The sequence below is a fragment of the Chromohalobacter sarecensis genome (genome assembly GCF_023061135.1).
Taxonomy (GTDB): Bacteria; Pseudomonadota; Gammaproteobacteria; order Pseudomonadales; family Halomonadaceae; genus Chromohalobacter; species Chromohalobacter sarecensis.
In genome coordinates this window covers 177,221-194,096 of the sequence record NZ_JAKGAN010000005.1, presented here as the reverse complement: position 1 = coordinate 194,096, position 16,876 = coordinate 177,221, and the positions used below count along the sequence as shown (strand labels likewise).

General features: G+C 62.3%; 17 protein-coding genes. 13 read left to right on the top strand and 4 right to left on the bottom strand.

Going from position 1 to position 16,876, the window contains the following annotated elements:
• The first annotated feature begins 13 nt into the window (after positions 1-13).
• The gene (locus L1071_RS10015) at positions 14-493 is read left to right on the top strand and encodes a DUF3237 domain-containing protein (RefSeq protein WP_246974026.1); all 480 of its coding nucleotides are present in this window, start codon (positions 14-16) and stop codon (positions 491-493) included.
• Positions 494-541: 48 nt separating this feature from the next.
• Positions 542-1,603 carry a TRAP transporter substrate-binding protein gene (locus L1071_RS10010; RefSeq protein WP_246974023.1) on the top strand — a complete coding sequence of 354 codons (1,062 nt, stop codon included), beginning with the start codon at positions 542-544 and terminating at the stop codon, positions 1,601-1,603.
• 34 nt (positions 1,604-1,637) lie between these two features.
• Here L1071_RS10010 and L1071_RS10005 read toward each other — a convergent pair whose 3' ends face one another.
• Positions 1,638-2,132, bottom strand: coding sequence for a MarR family winged helix-turn-helix transcriptional regulator (locus tag L1071_RS10005; protein ID WP_246974020.1), 495 nt, complete (start codon positions 2,130-2,132; stop codon positions 1,638-1,640).
• A gap of 91 nt (positions 2,133-2,223) precedes the next feature.
• Here L1071_RS10005 and L1071_RS10000 point away from each other — a divergent pair, with 91 nt between their 5' ends.
• The 9 genes from L1071_RS10000 to L1071_RS09960 all read left to right on the top strand — a co-directional run bounded on the left by L1071_RS10000 (position 2,224) and on the right by L1071_RS09960 (position 10,634).
• Entirely contained in the window at positions 2,224-3,054 is an 831-nt protein-coding gene (locus L1071_RS10000) for a p-hydroxycinnamoyl CoA hydratase/lyase (RefSeq protein WP_246974017.1), read from the top strand.
• Positions 3,055-3,169: 115 nt separating this feature from the next.
• The gene (locus tag L1071_RS09995) at positions 3,170-4,618 is read left to right on the top strand and encodes an aldehyde dehydrogenase (RefSeq protein ID WP_246974015.1); all 1,449 of its coding nucleotides are present in this window, start codon (positions 3,170-3,172) and stop codon (positions 4,616-4,618) included.
• Between the two features lie 80 nt (positions 4,619-4,698).
• Positions 4,699-5,748 (top strand): TRAP transporter substrate-binding protein, encoded by a 1,050-nt coding sequence (locus L1071_RS09990; RefSeq protein ID WP_246974013.1) that lies wholly within the window; start codon positions 4,699-4,701, stop codon positions 5,746-5,748.
• Positions 5,749-5,966: 218 nt separating this feature from the next.
• Positions 5,967-6,932, top strand: coding sequence for a sugar kinase (locus tag L1071_RS09985; RefSeq protein ID WP_246974011.1), 966 nt, complete (start codon positions 5,967-5,969; stop codon positions 6,930-6,932).
• Positions 6,933-6,973: 41 nt separating this feature from the next.
• Complete coding sequence (locus L1071_RS09980) at positions 6,974-7,951, top strand: 2-hydroxyacid dehydrogenase (protein WP_246974009.1); 978 nt, start codon at positions 6,974-6,976, stop codon at positions 7,949-7,951.
• A gap of 166 nt (positions 7,952-8,117) precedes the next feature.
• Complete coding sequence (locus L1071_RS09975; protein WP_246974007.1) at positions 8,118-8,876, top strand: SDR family NAD(P)-dependent oxidoreductase; 759 nt, start codon at positions 8,118-8,120, stop codon at positions 8,874-8,876.
• 162 nt (positions 8,877-9,038) lie between these two features.
• Positions 9,039-9,716 (top strand): HAD family hydrolase, encoded by a 678-nt coding sequence (locus L1071_RS09970; RefSeq protein WP_246974005.1) that lies wholly within the window; start codon positions 9,039-9,041, stop codon positions 9,714-9,716.
• Between the two features lie 90 nt (positions 9,717-9,806).
• Complete coding sequence (locus tag L1071_RS09965) at positions 9,807-10,181, top strand: translation initiation factor Sui1 (RefSeq protein ID WP_246974003.1); 375 nt, start codon at positions 9,807-9,809, stop codon at positions 10,179-10,181.
• 45 nt (positions 10,182-10,226) lie between these two features.
• Positions 10,227-10,634: a YbaY family lipoprotein gene (locus L1071_RS09960; RefSeq protein WP_246974001.1), complete on the top strand. Its 408-nt coding sequence runs from the start codon at positions 10,227-10,229 to the stop codon at positions 10,632-10,634.
• A 50-nt stretch (positions 10,635-10,684) separates the two neighbouring features.
• Here the strand turns inward: L1071_RS09960 and L1071_RS09955 are convergent, their stop codons facing one another.
• Positions 10,685-11,587, bottom strand: coding sequence for an NAD-dependent protein deacetylase (locus tag L1071_RS09955; RefSeq protein WP_246973999.1), 903 nt, complete (start codon positions 11,585-11,587; stop codon positions 10,685-10,687).
• 148 nt (positions 11,588-11,735) lie between these two features.
• Between L1071_RS09955 and L1071_RS09950 the strand changes: the two genes are divergently transcribed.
• Positions 11,736-12,650, top strand: a complete 915-nt coding sequence (locus L1071_RS09950; protein WP_246973996.1) for a nuclease-related domain-containing protein — start codon at positions 11,736-11,738, stop codon at positions 12,648-12,650.
• 5 nt (positions 12,651-12,655) lie between these two features.
• On the opposite strand, the gene L1071_RS09945 is transcribed toward L1071_RS09950, so the two are convergent.
• Positions 12,656-13,141: a hypothetical protein gene (locus L1071_RS09945; RefSeq protein WP_246973993.1), complete on the bottom strand. Its 486-nt coding sequence runs from the start codon at positions 13,139-13,141 to the stop codon at positions 12,656-12,658.
• 52 nt (positions 13,142-13,193) lie between these two features.
• Complete coding sequence (locus tag L1071_RS09940) at positions 13,194-14,822, bottom strand: sodium:solute symporter family protein (protein WP_246973988.1); 1,629 nt, start codon at positions 14,820-14,822, stop codon at positions 13,194-13,196.
• Between the two features lie 581 nt (positions 14,823-15,403).
• Here L1071_RS09940 and L1071_RS09935 point away from each other — a divergent pair.
• Positions 15,404-16,783 carry a maltoporin gene (locus tag L1071_RS09935; protein ID WP_246973986.1) on the top strand — a complete coding sequence of 460 codons (1,380 nt, stop codon included), beginning with the start codon at positions 15,404-15,406 and terminating at the stop codon, positions 16,781-16,783.
• Positions 16,784-16,876 lie beyond the last annotated feature (93 nt).

The window sequence follows — 16,876 nt, the reverse complement described above, 5'->3', positions numbered from 1 at the left end:
TCGAGGAGACCACATGATGTCGTCTACTAACCCACTTCGCACGCCCACGCTGGATTTCATCGCCCGCCTAACGGTGGACGTCGCCTCGCCCTGGGAACTGGGCGAGAGCGCACACGGCCAGCGTCGCTTCATCGCCATCACCGGCGGCGACGTGACCGGCGAGGGACTCAATGGCCGTATTCTCGCCGCGGGCGGCGACTGGCAAACGATACGTCCGGATGGCGTGGCTGAACTATACGCACGCTATTTCCTGGAAACCGACGACGGCGAGCGCCTTGAGGTAGAAAACACGGGCTTTCGCCACGGCCCGCCAGCCGTCATGCAGCGGCTAAGAGACGGAGAGGCCGTGCCGCCCGAGGACTACTACTTCCACACCGCGCCGCGCTTTTTCACCACCAGCACGCGGCTGGAGTGGCTCAACCGGACGTTGTTTCTGGGCAGCGCGGCACGCACCAAAGACAACGTGGTCATCGACCTTTTCGCCGTCGGCTGATCCATTGCCACCCAGCGTCATACAACAACCACAATGAGGCACCTCGCCATGACCCAACACGCCACTTCACACCTGCGTCGCTTCGTAATGACCACTGCGGCAGCACTCTCGATCGCTGTTGCCAGCCAGGCCCAAGCCCAAGAGACCGAATACACCCTGCGGCTGCATCATTTCTTCCCCGCCTCGGCGCCCGTGCACCAGGAGTACTTCATCCCCTGGAAAGAGGCCATCGAAGAAGAATCCAATGGACGCATAGAGGTGCAGCTCTATCCTTCCATGCAGCTCGGCGGCACGCCGCCCTCACTCTACGATCAAGCCAAGGACGGCCAGGTGGACATCATCTGGACCGTGCTGGGTTACAACTCGGGGCGTTTCCCCAAGGCGGAAGTCTTCGACCTGCCCTTCCTGCCGACCTCGGGTGCCGCGACGAGTCAGGCCGCACATGAATACGCCATGACACACATGCAGGACGAACTCGAGGGTGTGCACCCCATTGCCGTGCACACCCACAGCCCTGGCGCACTGCATACCAAAGAAACCCGTATCGCATCCCTCGAGGATATCGAGGGCCTCAAGATGCGCGGCCCCAGCCGGCTGGTAAACCGCTACCTGGCCAAGCTCGGCGCCGAGCCCATCGGTATGCCGGTGGCCCAGGCATTGGAGGCGTTATCACGTGGCGTGCTCGACGGCACGGTGATTCCCTTCGAAGCCATCACCGCCATGGGGCTCGCCGATATCACCACCGAACACACTATCTTCAGCGGTGATCGGGCGCTCTACACCACGATGATGATCGTGGCCATGAACCAGGACAAATACGACGCCCTGCCCGATGACCTGCAAGCCGTCATCGATGCGCACTCCGGAAGCCGCGAGGCGTATCAGATCGGTCAGATCATGGACCATGCCGACCACCGCCAAATCCTGGCCATTCAGAGTGGCGAGCAACCGGGCACGATCACCCGCCTGGAAAGCGAAGAAACCGCCCGCTGGCAGGCGGTTGGTCAAGAGGTCGTCGATGACTGGATCGCCGAGGCCGACGCCAAAGGGCTCGACGGTCAAGCGCTCTACGACAGCGCCACGCAACTCGTCAACGAATACACACGCTGACCCATGGCAGGAAAAGGCAGTGCCGGTCGAGCCGTTATTCAGGCTCGACCAGGCCGGCCCCCAAAGCTTTAAGGGAGGACTTGAGATGGCGTTGAAACATGCGTTGCTGAGACGCGCTGAGTGCTTCCAGCATGCACCGTTCGAGTGCCTCGACGGCGTGATTCGCCTCATCGAGCGTACTTCGCCCGGTATCGGTCATGTGGATCTGCACGATGCGCCCATGATGAGGGTCGGGAGAACGTTCCACGAGCCCCTTGCCTTCCATGGCCTTGACCATTTCGTTGGCGGCTTGTGGCGAGACCAGCGACTTCTCCGCCAGTTGGGCATTGGACAACGGACTACGCCAGGCCAACACCGAAAGCGCCGTGTATTGCTGCATGGTCAAGCCCAGCGGATGCACGGCCTCACTGATATGGCGACGCAATGCGCGATCGAGACGCCCGATCAGATAGGCGACACGCACCGTTTCCGGCGCGCCATCAACGGAGGAGCTCGCGTCATGCGAGGCCTGCGGTTCAACTTTGGTCATAGGGATTTCCTCTTTGCAAGCGCAGCATAGCGCACTATGATGGAAACGGTAAATATCAACTTACTTGACAATTAATTGACAGGAAAATGCGATGAGCGACTATACAGACCGCTGGCAGACCGTGAAGGTCGACGTCGAGGACGGCATTGCTTGGGTGGCGCTCAACCGCCCCGACAAGCGCAACGCCATGAGCCCCACGCTCAACCGTGAAATGATTGATGTGCTCGAAACCATCGAACTGGACCAGGACGCCCACGTGCTCGTGCTGACCGGCGAAGGTGAAGCCTTCTCCGCCGGCATGGACCTCAAGGAATACTTCCGCGAGATCGACGCCAGCCCCGAGATCGTTCAGGTCAAGGTCCGCCGCGATGCCTCCACCTGGCAATGGAAGCTGCTGCGCCACTACGCCAAGCCCACCATCGCCATGGTCAACGGCTGGTGCTTCGGTGGCGCGTTCTCGCCGTTGGTTGCCTGCGATTTGGCGATCGCCGCCGACGAATCGGTGTTCGGGCTCTCCGAAATCAACTGGGGCATTCCCCCGGGCAACCTGGTGAGCAAAGCCATGGCCGATACCGTGGGCCATCGCCAGGCGCTTTATTACATCATGACCGGCGAGACCTTCACGGGTCCTCAGGCGGCAGACATGGGCCTGATCAACAAGAGCGTGCCGCGATCCGAACTACGCGAGGCCACCAAGACGCTGGCAGCCACGCTGCGCGACAAGAACCCCGTCGTTCTGCGTGCCGCCAAGACCGGCTTCAAGATGTCCCGCGAGTTGACCTGGGAACAAAACGAGGAATATCTCTACGCTAAGCTGGACCAAGCGCAACAGCTCGACCCGGAACATGGCCGCGAGCAAGGCCTCAAGCAGTTCCTCGACGACAAGAGCATCAAGCCCGGGCTGGAAAGCTACCACCGCTGACAGGCGCGAGGGCACGGTGGCGTTCACTCGCAAGACGCCACCGAACCCGCTGGCGATACAGCAAGTCGCCCAGCCCTGAACGTCATATCGCTTCGACAACAACAAGGGGAGTCTCATGGATCTTGCGCTACTCATCGGCGGCAAACATCGCACCGCCCAGAACAACGCGACCTTCGAGCGTCGCAACCCACTGCATGAACATGTCGTGACGCGCGCCGCTGCAGCCTCGGTGGAAGATACCCGGCATGCCGCCGAGGCAGCGTCTCAGGCGTTTCCCGCCTGGTCGCAGACCGGCCCCGGCGAGCGCCGTGCCAAGTTGCTCGCGGCCGCCGAAGCGATGGAAGCCCGCCAGGACGACTTCATCGCACGCATGGTCGATGAAACCGGCGCCACGCCGGGCTGGGCCGGATTCAATGTCATGGTCGCCGCCAACATGCTGCGCGAAGCTGCCTCGCTGACCACCCAGGTCGGCGGCGATGTCATCCCCTCCAACGTTCCCGACAGCCTGGCCATGGGCGTGCGCGTGCCATGTGGCGTGGTCGTCGGCATCGCGCCCTGGAACGCGCCGATCATTCTCGGCACGCGGGCCATCGCCACGCCTTTGGCATGCGGCAACACGGTCATTCTCAAAGCTTCCGAGCAATGCCCGGCGACCCATCACCTGATCGGCGAAGTGCTCGTCGAGGCGGGCCTGGGCGACGGTATCGTCAATGTGGTGACCAATGCGCCGCCGCAAGCTGCCGACGTCGTCGAGGCGCTGATCGAACATCCCGCTGTGCGTCGCATCAACTTCACCGGTTCCACGCAGGTCGGACGCATCATCGCTGAGAAGGCCGCGCACCATCTCAAGCCCGTGCTACTGGAACTCGGTGGTAAAGCGCCGTTCGTGGTGCTCGAGGATGCTGATCTGGACGCCGCTGTCGAGGCCGCTGCCTTCGGTGCCTTCTTCAACCAGGGCCAGATCTGCATGTCCACCGAGCGACTGATCGTCGTTGACGCCGTGGCCGATGCCTTCGTCGAGAAGCTGGCGAAAAAAGCCGCCAGTCTGAAGGCCGGCGATCCTCGTGAAGACGGCAATCCGCTGGGCACGCTGATCAATCGCGAGGCCGGGGAAAAGCTCAATGGCCTGCTCGACGACGCCCAGCAGCACGGCGCCCGCCTGGCCTGCGGCGGCAAGGCCGAGGGCGTGATCATGCAGCCCACCGTGGTCGATGGTGTCACCGACGCCATGCGCCTCTACGCCGAAGAGTCGTTCGGCCCCGTAGTGGCCATGATGCGCGTCAAGGACGAAGAAGATGCCCTGCGGGTCGCCAACGACAGCGAGTACGGCCTCTCTGCAGCGGTCTTCAGCCGCGACACGGCACGCGCCATGCGTGTCGCCCAACGTATCGAATCGGGCATTTGCCACATCAACGGCGCCACCGTACACGACGAGCCACAGATGCCGTTCGGCGGCGTCAAATCGAGCGGTTACGGGCGCTTCGGCGGCAAGGCTGGCATTGAGGAATTCACCGAGCTGCGCTGGATGACCATGCAGCTCGGGCCCCGGCACTATCCCATTTAACGGTCACACCTCTAGATCATCTAGCGGTCATGCCTCTAGATATCGCGCACTGGCACGCCAACACTCCCATGGAGCTTAAGATGATGACAACAAAACATACGCTCGCCGGTCTCGTTCTCCTCAGCGGCATCACCCTGGCCGGCACAGGCCTGGCACAAGACACCGTGACGCTGCGTCTTCACCACTTCGCGGCGCCGACCACGCCGGTTCAGGCGCAGTATCTGGAACCCTGGGCGAAACGCATCGAGGAGCAATCCGATGGCGCCATCAAGGTCGAGATTTTCCCCGCCATGCAGCTCGGCGGATCGGCCAACTCGCTTTACGATCAGGCCAAGGACGGTGTCGTCGACATCGCCTGGACGCTGTTGAGCTACACGCCGAACCGCTTTCCGGAATCCGAAGCCTTCGATCAGCCCTTTCTGCCGACCACGGGTGAAGCCACCAGCATGGCGGCACATGAATTCGCCATGGAACATATGCAGGACGATTTCGAAGGCGTTCATCCCATCGCCGTCTTCGCCCATAGCCCGGGCAAGCTCCACACCAAAGATGTCAGCGTGCACGATATCGATGATATCGACGGCTTGGCCATTCGCGCTCCTTCCAAAACCATGAACCGCTATTTCACCCGGCTCGGCGCCAAGTCCGTGGGCATGCCCATGCCGCAAATACCCGAGGCGATCTCGCGTGGCGTGATCGACGGCCTGACGCTGCCCTTCGAGAGCGCCTCCGCCCTGGGCGTGCTGGATGTCGCCCAGAACCATACCTTCTTCGACGGTGAGCATGGTCTATACACAGCGATGATGGTGCTGGCAATGAACCAGGACAAATACGATAGCCTGTCGCCCGAACTGCAGAAGGTCATCGACGACAACGCCGGCATCCAGGAAGCCCAGCAAATCGGCCACGTCATGGACGAGGCGGAGCAAGCCGCCATCGACGACATCGCGGCTCGCGACGAAGGCCAGATGATCCATATCGCCGAAGCAGATCAGGGTGAGTGGAAAGCGGCCGCCGACAAGACCATCGACGAGTGGATCGCGGACATGGACGCAGAAGGCTACGACGGCCAGCAGCTCTACGACGACGCCAACCAGCTGGTCGACAAGTACACCAAGCAAACGCAATAAGCCCCCATGCGCGGGGCATTTCGCCCCGCGCAGTATCCTGCCTTTCGTTCTCCTTTAGCATCTCCTCCCCTCCCCGACCAAAGTCTAGATACATTCGATTGTCGTGATGCCCCAGTGTTTCTATGATGGAGCTTTCCCATCGACGACCGCTCGACCCATCGCAACGCCGACACCATGCCCTCGGCAACCGCTTTTGCAACTTCTTTCAGGATCTTGTCATGACCGATTCCACCACGCCGGACGTCCTGACCTTCGGTGAAGCGATGACGTTGTTCATCGCCGAAACCCCCGGCGACCTAGCCGAAGTCGAGCGCTTCCAGCGACGCATCGCCGGCGCCGATACCAATGTCGCCATCGGCCTGGCACGACTGGCCTTTCACGTCGCCTGGATCAGCCGCGTCGGTGACGATGGTTTTGGCACCTTCATCCGTCGCACGCTCGAAAGCGAAGGTCTCGACTGCCGCTACCTGAGTACCGATACCGAGCACCCTACCGGCCTGGTCTTCAAGGAACGCGCCGAACACGGCGAGGATCCCAAGGTGGCCTATTACCGCCGCGGTAGCGCCGCCAGCCACCTGGGTGTGGCCGACGTGCACGATCTCGACTTCCAGGGTGTGCGTCACCTGCACGCCACCGGCTTGCCCCCCGCGCTGTCGCCGAGCACACGCGAGCTCGCCTTTCACATGCTAGAACGCGCTCGCGAGGCCGGTCTCACGATCAGCTTCGATCCCAACCTGCGGCCCTCGCTGTGGAACAGCGAAGCCGAAATGCGCGAGACTCTCAATGCACTAGCCGCGCACGCCGACTGGGTGCTGCCGGGGCTCGCCGAGGGTCAGCGCCTAACCGGCCTCGATAACGCGCACGACATCGCCGGTTATTACCTCGATCAAGGCGCCAGCGGTGTCATCATCAAGCTCGGCCCGGAAGGCAGCTACGTGCGCACGGCGGACGATGAAAGCATGGTGAAGGGCGTGGCCGTATCTCGCGTCGTCGATACCGTGGGTGCCGGCGACGGCTTCGCGGTGGGCGTGATCAGCGCCTTGCTCGACGGGTGCTCGCCACGCCAAGCCGCGCATCGCGGCAATCTCATCGGTGCCGAACAGGTTCAGGTCGTCGGCGACATGGAAGGCCTGCCGCACCGGGCCCGACTGCGCGACCTGGAAGCCGCACACCCAATGGCGTGACGACACGCCACCATGCTGTATTTCACGATCAGGAGTCCTGCATGACCAAGCGCATCCTCGCCTTCGGGCGACTCAAGCCGCATCATCTCGACCAATTGCGCGCACACTTCCACGTCGATTATTTCGACCATCTGGCAAGCGCCGACGACCCCGCCTTTCGTGAAGCGCTGAGCGAAGCGCACGGCCTGCTCGGCGCCAGCTTGCCGATCACCTCCGAGCTGCTCGACGATGCACCTCATCTAGAGACCATCTCGAGCATCTCGGTGGGGGTCGACAACTACCCCGTGGACGAGCTGACCCGGCGCCACATCTTGCTCTGCCACACCCCGGATGTACTCACCGAAACCACTGCGGACACCGGCTTCCTGCTGATCATGGCCAGCGCCCGCCGCGCGGTGGAGCTCGCCAACATGGTCAAGCAAGGCCAATGGACGAGCAGTATCGGCGAGCCTCACTTCGGCACCGATGTCCACGGCAAGACGCTGGGCATGATCGGCTTCGGGCGCATCGGTCAGGCTATCGCGCGGCGTGGCGCGCTGGGCTTCGGCATGCAAGTGCTCTACACCCATGCCTCGCCCAAGCCAGCATTGGAAAAAGAGCTCGGCGCGACGCACTGCGAATTCGACGCCTTGCTCGAACAGGCCGACTTCGTCTGCGTCAACGTGCCGCTGACCGCCGAGACCACCGGCTTGATCGACGCGGACGTGCTCAAGCGCATGAAGTCCTCGGCGATCCTGATCAACATCGCTCGCGGCAAGGTAGTCGACGAACAAGCGCTGATCGAAGCGCTCTCAAGCGGCGAGATCCACGCCGCAGGGCTGGATGTCTTCGCCCAGGAACCGCTGCCCGCCGACTCACCCCTCACGAGGATGGATAACGTCGTCACCCTGCCGCATATCGGCTCGGCCACGCATGAAACGCGCGAGGCCATGGCCCAGCGCGCCGTCGACAACGTCATCGCCGCCCTAGAGGGCCAGCAACCACCGAGCCCCTACAACGACGTCACACCACGCGGCTGACGCCTCTCCCATACGCCGCGCCACCTCCCTTCACACGCCTGCGCCTCTCGATGCGGGCGTTTTCGATTCATGACACGTCCGCTTGAAACCTGGCATCCCGCCCCCAGTCAGTGATCACTGATAGCGGCCCCCAGCGCCGCGCACTTTTCGATTCGGGAGCCACTCCATGTCCTCCAGCATTGCCCTCATCACCGGCGCCGGACGAGGCCTCGGCCGCAGCATGGCGCTGCACCTCGCGGCCGCCGGCGTCGGCGTCATCGGTACTTACCGTCACCATCGCGACGAAGCACTGGCAGTCGCCCGCGAAATCGAGGCCGCCGGCGGCACGGCGGCGATGCTCAAACTCGACATCGGCGATAGCACCGCCTTCGCCGAATTCAAGGACAACGTCGCGGACACGCTGGAAAACACCTTCGGCCGCACGGAGCTGGACGCCGTGGTCCACAACGCGGGCGAGGGCATTCTCGCGCCCTACGAAGAGACCACCGAAGACGATCTCGACGCTCTCTACCGCACCCACTTCAAGGGACCCTTCCTGCTCAGCCAAGCCCTGTTGCCGATGATCGCCCGGGGCGGCCGCATCCTGAACGTTTCCACCGCCGCCACGCGTTTCGTGCTGGACAATCACTGCGCCTACTCGGCGATGAAGAGCGCGCTGGAGGTAACCACACGCTACATGGCCAAGGAACTCGGCGAGCGCCGGATCACGGTCAACGCCATCGCCCCCGGCGCCGTGGAAACCGATTTCGCCGGCGGCGCGGTCCGCGACGATCCGGCACTCAACGCCCACTTCCGCGCGATCACCCCGCTAGGGCGCACGGCCAAACCGGATGATATTGGCGCTGCGGTCGCGAACCTGCTGTCGAGCGATTTCGGCTGGCTCAACGGCGAACGCATCGAACTCACCGGCGGGCAATCGCTTTAAACGCCTCCCCGGCCTTGCCATCATGGCCGGGGGCAACTAAAGTTCTAGAGAACGTTTAAAAACACCGTTCTAAAACTCGGTATGCTTTTTCAAGACTGGGCGTCGCCTGCCGATATTTGGGACAATGAACGGTTTCATCCACTACGCCTTCGAGGCTCCACCATGTCTCATCCGCTATGCCTGCTATTCGATTGCGATGGCACCCTGGTCGATAGCGAACCCCTTCTCGCCGATGTCATGGCCGATGTGTTGACGCGTGCCGGGTTACCTTTCACCACCTCTCAATACATGGAAGAGTTTCGAGGCGTCAGATTCGCCAATATCGTCTCCGAGCTGGAGCGCCGTTTCGGCGCCCTGGACGACGCTACTCGAGACGCCGCCGAGGCGGAGATGCGCAGTACCATGCAGACGCGCATGAGCACCGAGTTACAACCGATTCCAGGAATCCGCGAAGCACTCGACAGGCTCACCGAGCACCCGCGCTGCGTGGCTTCCAACGGCCCCGAGCACAAGATTCGCCGCGCCCTCGACAGCACGGGCCTGCGTGCCTATTTCGGGGACCGCCTCTACAGCGGCTACACCATCGAGCGCTGGAAGCCCGATCCCGAATTGTTCCTGCATGCCGCACGCGAGATGGGGGTCGCGCCCGAACGCTGCGTGGTCATCGACGATGCCGATGTGGGCGTTGCAGCCGGCCTGGCGGCGGGGATGCGCACGATCCACATCAACCGCTTCCCCGAGCGCGAGACTACTCCCGAGGGCGCTATCACCTTGCATCACATGCGCGATCTACCCAGTGCCGTGGCGCGGCTGGAACAGCTGGAAGCCGTGCTCCACTGACCCCGTTGGATGGCACCGATCGATATCGTGCCCACCGGCAGGGCGCGTTATCATGGAAATATCGCGATACATCGATTCAGGGAGGCGCGCATGGCATCGCTGCAGGATCAGTTACGCGGACGGGTATACTCCACCGAACATGGCGAGACCTGCCCCGAGTGCCGGGCGCCGATTGCCGAGTGTCATTGTGCCGAGGCGGCGGAGGAAGCACGCCTGGCAAGCCTCGACGGTACCGTCCGCCTGCGCCGTGAGACCAAGGGACGCAAGGGCAAAGGCGTGACTCTAATCGAAGGCGTACCGCTCAAGGCCGATGAGCTCAAGCCCCTGGCCAAGGCGCTCAAGCAGCGTTGTGGTACCGGCGGCGCCATCAAGGATGGCATCATCGAGATTCAAGGCGATCAGCGCGACACGCTCAAGGCTGAGCTGGAAGCACGCAGCTATCGCGTCAAATTGGCTGGCGGTTGAACGCCTCGTCGGCTGCTTTCCCTTTACCTGTGCGAGGAGGCCCTCATGTCCTTGCCTAATTTTCCACGTGGCCTGCATGCCGTATTCACCGGCTTGTTGCTGCTCGGCCTCGCGGGCTGTGCCAGTGGCCCTGATTTCAATACGCTCGATGCCCGGGTCACCTTCGCTCAACCGCCCGAGCTGTCGGACGATGCCATCCTCAATGTCACGCTGAAGGATAGCGACGACAACGCCACCATAGCGGAAAGCCGCTACACGCGTATCGACACTCCTACGACCGAGGTCACGCTGCAATACGACGACAGCGCCATCGAGGCAGCGCATAGCTACGTCTTGCAGGCCGAGGTGCGCGATCAAGGGCGACTGACACACCTCAACCGCGAGCGTGTCGACGTCTTCAACGGCGAGACTGGCGAGATACCGACCGTGACGCTGGAGCCCGCTTCACCTTAGTGAGTGAACGCGCGAAGACAGCCAATGCCGCCAAGTAGCGCACGATAGACTCAAGGTCGAACGCCTGACGAGGGCCAGACGCCAGCAACCGGAGCTTGGGACGTCACTCCATCGGCAGTCGTCGCGGTCATGTTTTGCAGCGCAGCCTCCAGCGTCTCGCCCGCCGAGGCTTCGACCTTGAGGCTAAACAAGTCGTCGGCGCGCGTACGCCCCACGTTGATGCAGGCCATCGGCTTGCCCAACTCCGCCGCGCGGCGCGCAAAGCGATAGCCCGAATAAACCATCAGCGACGAGCCTACCACCAGCATCGCATCGGCACGCTCAAGGGCAGCGAAGGCCGCGTCCACACGGGGGCGTGGCACACTATCGCCGAAGAACACCACATCGGGCTTGAAGATGCCGTCGCCGCAACGCGCGCAGGACAACAACGCGAAATCGCCGAAGTCATCATGCACCAGGTCGGCATCGCCATCCGGCCCAACGCTCGCTTCCAGACCCGTCCACTGGGGATTGAGACGTGCCAAGGCAGCGTGTACGGCATGGCGCATCTGGGTCGCGCCGCAGCGCATGCAGCGCACCACATCGGCCTGGCCGTGCAGGTCGATAACGCGTCGCGACCCAGCGCGCTGGTGAAGCCCATCGACATTTTGCGTCACCAGCTGCTCAATGCGTCCGGCACGCTCCAGCGCGGCCAACGCGTAATGCCCACGCCCCGGCCGCGCCTCGGAGAGCGCCTGGAACCCCACCAGGCTACGCGCCCAGTAGCGGCGTCGTGCGATGTCGCTGTGCATGAACGTTTGATGCGTCATCGGCGGCGAGCGTTTCCAGGCACCCTGCTCATCACGATAATCGGGGATTCCGCTATCGGTACTCATCCCGGCGCCGGTGAGCACGAACAACCGCGAATGACGGGAAAAAAAGGTCGCCAATGACGACGTGGAGGAATCGGACATCGTGATCTCCCAAGCAAAGCCGATGCTCCATGATACAACTGGCATCCTGCCTCGCGACAAGCGCCCATCGCGCTTCGGCATCGCCGATCCCCGGTAAGCTAGCTAGAATGGGCGTTCATGTAACACGTTCTCGACCAGGATGACCGTGATGGCTTGGCTGGAATACGTACTGCCGATCATTTTTCTCGCCCCGCTCGGCGCCACCGCGCTCGTGGTGCTGGCACTGCGCCACCTGGAAGACGGGGCGCTGGTATCGCCCTATGATGGGCGCACACTGCGCGAGCCCGCGCAATCGCTACGCAATCGACTCGACCGCGCTTATGCCGCGCTCTTCCTGGATGGCGCGCTGGGGCCCATCATCACCCTGGCGCCTTTGGTCTACGGCATGGGGCGCATGCTGTTCGCCAATCATCATAGTTGGCTGGAATGGGCGCTTTACGGGCTTTTGACCACCTTGCTGGCGTTGGTGCTGTGCTTTCGCTTGATTCACGACGTACAGCGCATTCGCCGCCTCAAACTGGGCCTGGCCTGCGAGCTGGCCGTGGGCCAAGAGCTGGAGCGCTTGATCCGCCCAGAAGCGCACCCCTACTTCGTGTTCCATGATGTGCCCACCGACAGCGTCGCCATCGACCATGTCGTGGTCACCCCGCATGGGGTCTTCGTGGTCGAGGTAAGCGCCCGGACGCCGCCGTTGGATATCATGGGCGAGGCCCGCACCCAAGTAACGGTAGCCGGGCAACGCCTGCGCTTTCCCGGCTGGCGCGAACGTCAATCCCTGGCACACACACGGATGGCCGCGAGCTGGTGCCGCCAATGGCTGACCCGCCAATCTCTGGGCGATATCGCCGTGCAAGGCGTACTGGTCCTGCCCGGCTGGGAGATAAAGATCGAGAAAGCCCCCAACGGGCTAATGGTCGTCAACGGTGAAGGACTCGCCGCCCTGCTCGACGGTACTCCGCTCAAGCCCATGAATGACGACGCACACCAACGCGTGGTGCAGGCACTCGATCAGCGGGTGAAGCGCAGCGAACCTCGCGACACGTCCTCTCGCGCCACCCCTTGAACGACTCAGGCCGAGGCGTCGCTTTCGCGCGCGCCGGCCAACTGTCCTAGTTCCCACAGCACCGCACTCTTAAGCACGGGCAACGGCTCGCCGGACAACCCACTGAGTACCACCAGACGATGGCGGCCTCCGGCCTTGGCCCCGCGCCCGACATACCCTAACCATACGGGCAGAATCACTGCACGCGGCGGCACCTCGCGTAGCGCCACGCGCCAGTGCCGTCGTGCCACCATGCGCTCCCAGAACCATAACCGCGTCACCGCCTCCGCCGAGGGCGGAGACGCCGCAGCCAACCGCAGCGACGCCGTCGATACCTCAGCCTCGTGCGCCTGCGAGAGCGACTGCGGCCAGAGCAGCGCGCGTCGCGCTCGCGGATGACATAAAAGCCATCCAGCGGGGTTATCGCGCGCATCGCGCCCCAAGGCATGCGCCCACAGCATGAGGCTGGCCGCTTCGAAGGTCTCTGCCCCCAGGCGACGCAAGCGGGGCATGGCCCTATCCTCGTCGAGACGCCATGGCAAGCTTAGTGGTGCGGAGTGCGCCTCATGCATTGGCCCATACCTGCAATAGCACCAATCCCGCCAACAGTACGCAGAACCATGCCATCAATCCCAGGCAGCGGCGGCGTGTCACGCGTGCCACTGCGGTGACCGGTCGCGCATTGCCGGCGCGTGTCGACAGCAGTGCCTGCATGTCCGGTGCGGTTTCCTCGATGACCACGTCGCTGAGTTGCGCGGCACTCGGCGCAGGTGCTGTCAAGCTGACGAGATAGCCCACGCCGAGCGAGACCACCACGCCAACGAGGTTATTATAGAGCCATGAAATGTCGCCAAGGCTTTCGACGCCCCACACGGCGAACATCCCCAATAGCAGCCCGCTCAACGCGCCTCTAGCGTTGGTACGATGACTGAGGATGGCCAGCAGGAAAGTCCCCAACAAAGCGCCGTAAAACCACGATCCGATGCGATTGACCGCCTCGATCACCGGCCCCAGGTTGCCCGCGAAGAAGGCGAAGACCGTCGCATAGAGCCCCCAGAAGACCGTTGCCCAACGCGACGCCTTGAGATAATGGGCCTCGCTGGCCTCGGGTTTGATGTAGCGGGTATAGAAATCGCGCACGCTGACCGCCGAGAGCGAATTGAGGGCCGAATCGAGACTCGACATCGCCGCAGCGAAGACCCCCGCCATCACCAGGCCCGCCAAGCCGGGCGGAAAAGCGCTGACCACATAGCGTGGGAATAGCTCGTTGAGGTTCTCGGGCGCGGTGAGGCCATGCTGGTCGTAGTAAGTCGCCAACATCACCCCGATGAACAGGAACAGCAGCATCTGCGGCACCAGCAGGTAGCCGCCGATCAACAGCGAACGCTGGCCTTGCGGAACGTCGGGGCTGGTCAATACTCGCTGAATCTGGCTTTGATCGGTGCCGAAATAGGCGATATGCAGGAAGATGCCACCGAAGAGCCCTGCCCAAAGCGAATAAGTGACACTCGGGTCGAGCGAAAGATCGAGGGTATTGAACATGCCGTGCGAGGCGCCGAAGGCAAATACATCGCTCCAGCCCCCGGGCAGGCTGGCCACCATCAAGCCCATGCTGACCAGGGCGCCGAGCCAGAGCACGAACATCTGGATTACGTCGGTCCAGATAACGGCACTGATGCCACCCAGCACCGTGTAACTCACCGCCAGCACTGCCATCACCACGATGGTCAGATTCACGCTCCAGCCAGTCACCACCGAGAGCACCAGCGCCGGCGCATACAGCACTACGCCGGTAGCCAGCCCGCGTGCGATCAAGAACAACCCGGCGCTGACACTGCGCGTGGCCGGACCGAAGCGCCGTTCAAGCAACTCGTAGATGCTGTAGATCCCCGCACGGTGGAATACCGGCACGAGCAACACGATCAATACCGCCATCGCTAGCGGTACGTTGATGAACGTCACCAGACGCTCCAGGCCACCGTCGAAGCCCCATCCTGGCGCGCCGATGAAGGTAATCGCGCTGGCCTGAGTCGCCATCACCGATAACCCGATCGCCCAACTGGGAATGCGCCGCCCGCCGAGGAAATAATCCTGGGTACTCGCCTGAGAGCGCCCGAAGCGCGCGCCGATCAGCGCCACGAGCAGGATATACACCACCAAGACGACGCTATCCAGCCAGGTAAACTCGCTCACATTCCCGTCCCCATGTTCCCCACCTGACTGTCTAAATTAGCAGGCTTTAGAGCGCGCTGCCGGAAGCTCCGCGTCGCAACGTTTCCAAGTCAAACACTTATTTTTTCGTAATGTTTCAATCCCATCGACCATGTATCGAACGAACCGATTGGCCGAATCGAGCAAAAAACACCGAAAAAACGCCATTTCCTGGATAAGTTGACAATTGGCATCAGAACTAAGTTTAGAGATTAAACTTTAGTGGCGTTTATACCATAGTCAAAATGAAAACTTACGACATCGTGCTAATAATGTCGTAAATGACGCAGGCATCATTCGATCATCGCGTTTAAAAAACAAAGACGTTTCGAGAACAACAACAAGGGGATCTCATGCCGACATCTTCGACACGCCACTGCGCACCCGCTTCACGCGGGCCAGAACACGCCCATCTAATCCACTCACTGCCCAGGAGGCCTCAATACCCCTGCGCAACGATCTCGGCGTCGGGCCTCACGGCTCGCTGAGCGACGCGCACGAACCATCGCGTTTCACAAGCAATAAAACGGCTCAACGTCCAATAACATCACAAGGGACAACTTATGAAAGTCTCACGCCAGTTCACCCGCCGACCGCTGCTCGCGGCCCTGATCGGCGCCTCCTGCGTCATGCCGGCCCTGGCCCATGCCGATATCAACCCCAACTTCTTCGGCTATGCGCGTTCGGGAATCGGCTCCACCGCCGGTGGTGGCAGCCAGACGTGCTTCAAGGCGGCAGGTGCCCCGGCCAAGTACCGCTTGGGCAACGAGTGTGAAACCTATGCCGAGCTGGGCTTGGGTGCCAACCTCTTCGACCAGCAGGGCACCACGTTCGACTTCAGCAGTCGCGTCGCCTACGTCACCTCGCAGGCCAACGACGACGAATCGCTCAAGGACGACGACAACAACATCGCCCTGCGTGAGATGTTCGTCACCGGCACCAACGCCGTTAGTGGCCTGCCCGACGGTTCCACGCTGTGGGCCGGTAAGCGCTTCTACAAGCGTCACGATATCCACATGAACGATTACTACTACTGGGACGTCTCCGGTCCGGGCGTGGGGATCTCGGACATCGACATGGGCACCGGCAAGCTCAGCCTCGCCTGGGTGCGAAGCACCGGTTCGGATGGCGACAACCTCCCTGATGAGGATCAGCGGCTCTCCGATGACACCGTCGATGTACGCTGGACGGACATTCCCACTAACCCCGGCGGCTCGCTGCAACTGGGCGTCGACTACGGCCGTTCCTCACTGCCCGAATGGCAAGAGGACTACTACGATAACAATTCGGATATCGACTACGATGAGGGTGACAAGGGCTGGATGGGCACCATCGAGCACACCCAGTCGAACTGGTTCGGTGGCTCCAACACCGTGGCCCTGCAGTACGCCACCGATGGCATCATCACCAGCGACGGCAATGCCGTCGGACGGGGCTCGGGTAGTCTCGAGCAGGAAGGTGACATGTGGCGCGTGCTCGACCACGGTCATGTCTGGCTAATGCCGGATAAGCTCGACCTGCTCTACACCGCCATCTACGAAGACAAGAACATGGATGACGACTCAGGCCGTAAGTGGTTCTCGGCAGGGGTGCGTCCGGTGTATTACTGGAACGACATCATGAGCACGGCGGTCGAGCTCGGCTACGACCATATCGAGCCGCAAAGCAACGTCACCGGCTATGATGGCGGCGATCATCACGTCACCAAGTTGACCCTCGCTCAGCAGTGGTCCGCCGGGCGCGGCGCCATGGTGCGCCCCACCATTCGCTTGTTCGCCACCTACGCCAAGTGGAACGGCGATGCCTACCAGCAACAACTAGATGAGGATAACTATCGCCAGGCCCACGCACTGGACACCGGCTCCGGTCCCAACAACGTCGACTTCAACGACACCGACGGCGTGACCTTCGGCGCCCAGATGGAGGTCTGGTGGGGCAGTTGATCGCACGGCGGGCGGCTACCGCCCATTGCCCAAGCTAGTCTAGCTGTTTCGATCCTTGAGGCTCCGTTGCATCGGCAACGGGGCCGTTTTCGC

Excerpts from the sequence above, each read along its gene's own strand:
- L1071_RS09965 (WP_246974003.1), top strand. The coding sequence starts at position 9,807 with ATGGCATCGCTGCAGGATCAGTTACGCGGACGGGTATACTCCACCGAA.
- L1071_RS09935 (WP_246973986.1), top strand. The coding sequence starts at position 15,404 with ATGAAAGTCTCACGCCAGTTCACCCGCCGACCGCTGCTCGCGGCCCTG.
- L1071_RS10015 (WP_246974026.1), top strand. The coding sequence starts at position 14 with ATGATGTCGTCTACTAACCCACTTCGCACGCCCACGCTGGATTTCATC.
- L1071_RS09995 (WP_246974015.1), top strand. The coding sequence starts at position 3,170 with ATGGATCTTGCGCTACTCATCGGCGGCAAACATCGCACCGCCCAGAAC.
- L1071_RS09975 (WP_246974007.1), top strand. The coding sequence starts at position 8,118 with ATGTCCTCCAGCATTGCCCTCATCACCGGCGCCGGACGAGGCCTCGGC.
- L1071_RS09955 (WP_246973999.1), bottom strand. The coding sequence starts at position 11,587 with ATGTCCGATTCCTCCACGTCGTCATTGGCGACCTTTTTTTCCCGTCAT.
- L1071_RS09960 (WP_246974001.1), top strand. The coding sequence starts at position 10,227 with ATGTCCTTGCCTAATTTTCCACGTGGCCTGCATGCCGTATTCACCGGC.
- L1071_RS10010 (WP_246974023.1), top strand. The coding sequence starts at position 542 with ATGACCCAACACGCCACTTCACACCTGCGTCGCTTCGTAATGACCACT.
- L1071_RS09950 (WP_246973996.1), top strand. The coding sequence starts at position 11,736 with ATGGCTTGGCTGGAATACGTACTGCCGATCATTTTTCTCGCCCCGCTC.
- L1071_RS09980 (WP_246974009.1), top strand. The coding sequence starts at position 6,974 with ATGACCAAGCGCATCCTCGCCTTCGGGCGACTCAAGCCGCATCATCTC.
- L1071_RS09970 (WP_246974005.1), top strand. The coding sequence starts at position 9,039 with ATGTCTCATCCGCTATGCCTGCTATTCGATTGCGATGGCACCCTGGTC.
- L1071_RS09990 (WP_246974013.1), top strand. The coding sequence starts at position 4,699 with ATGATGACAACAAAACATACGCTCGCCGGTCTCGTTCTCCTCAGCGGC.
- L1071_RS09945 (WP_246973993.1), bottom strand. The coding sequence starts at position 13,141 with ATGCCCCGCTTGCGTCGCCTGGGGGCAGAGACCTTCGAAGCGGCCAGC.
- L1071_RS10000 (WP_246974017.1), top strand. The coding sequence starts at position 2,224 with ATGAGCGACTATACAGACCGCTGGCAGACCGTGAAGGTCGACGTCGAG.
- L1071_RS09985 (WP_246974011.1), top strand. The coding sequence starts at position 5,967 with ATGACCGATTCCACCACGCCGGACGTCCTGACCTTCGGTGAAGCGATG.
- L1071_RS10005 (WP_246974020.1), bottom strand. The coding sequence starts at position 2,132 with ATGACCAAAGTTGAACCGCAGGCCTCGCATGACGCGAGCTCCTCCGTT.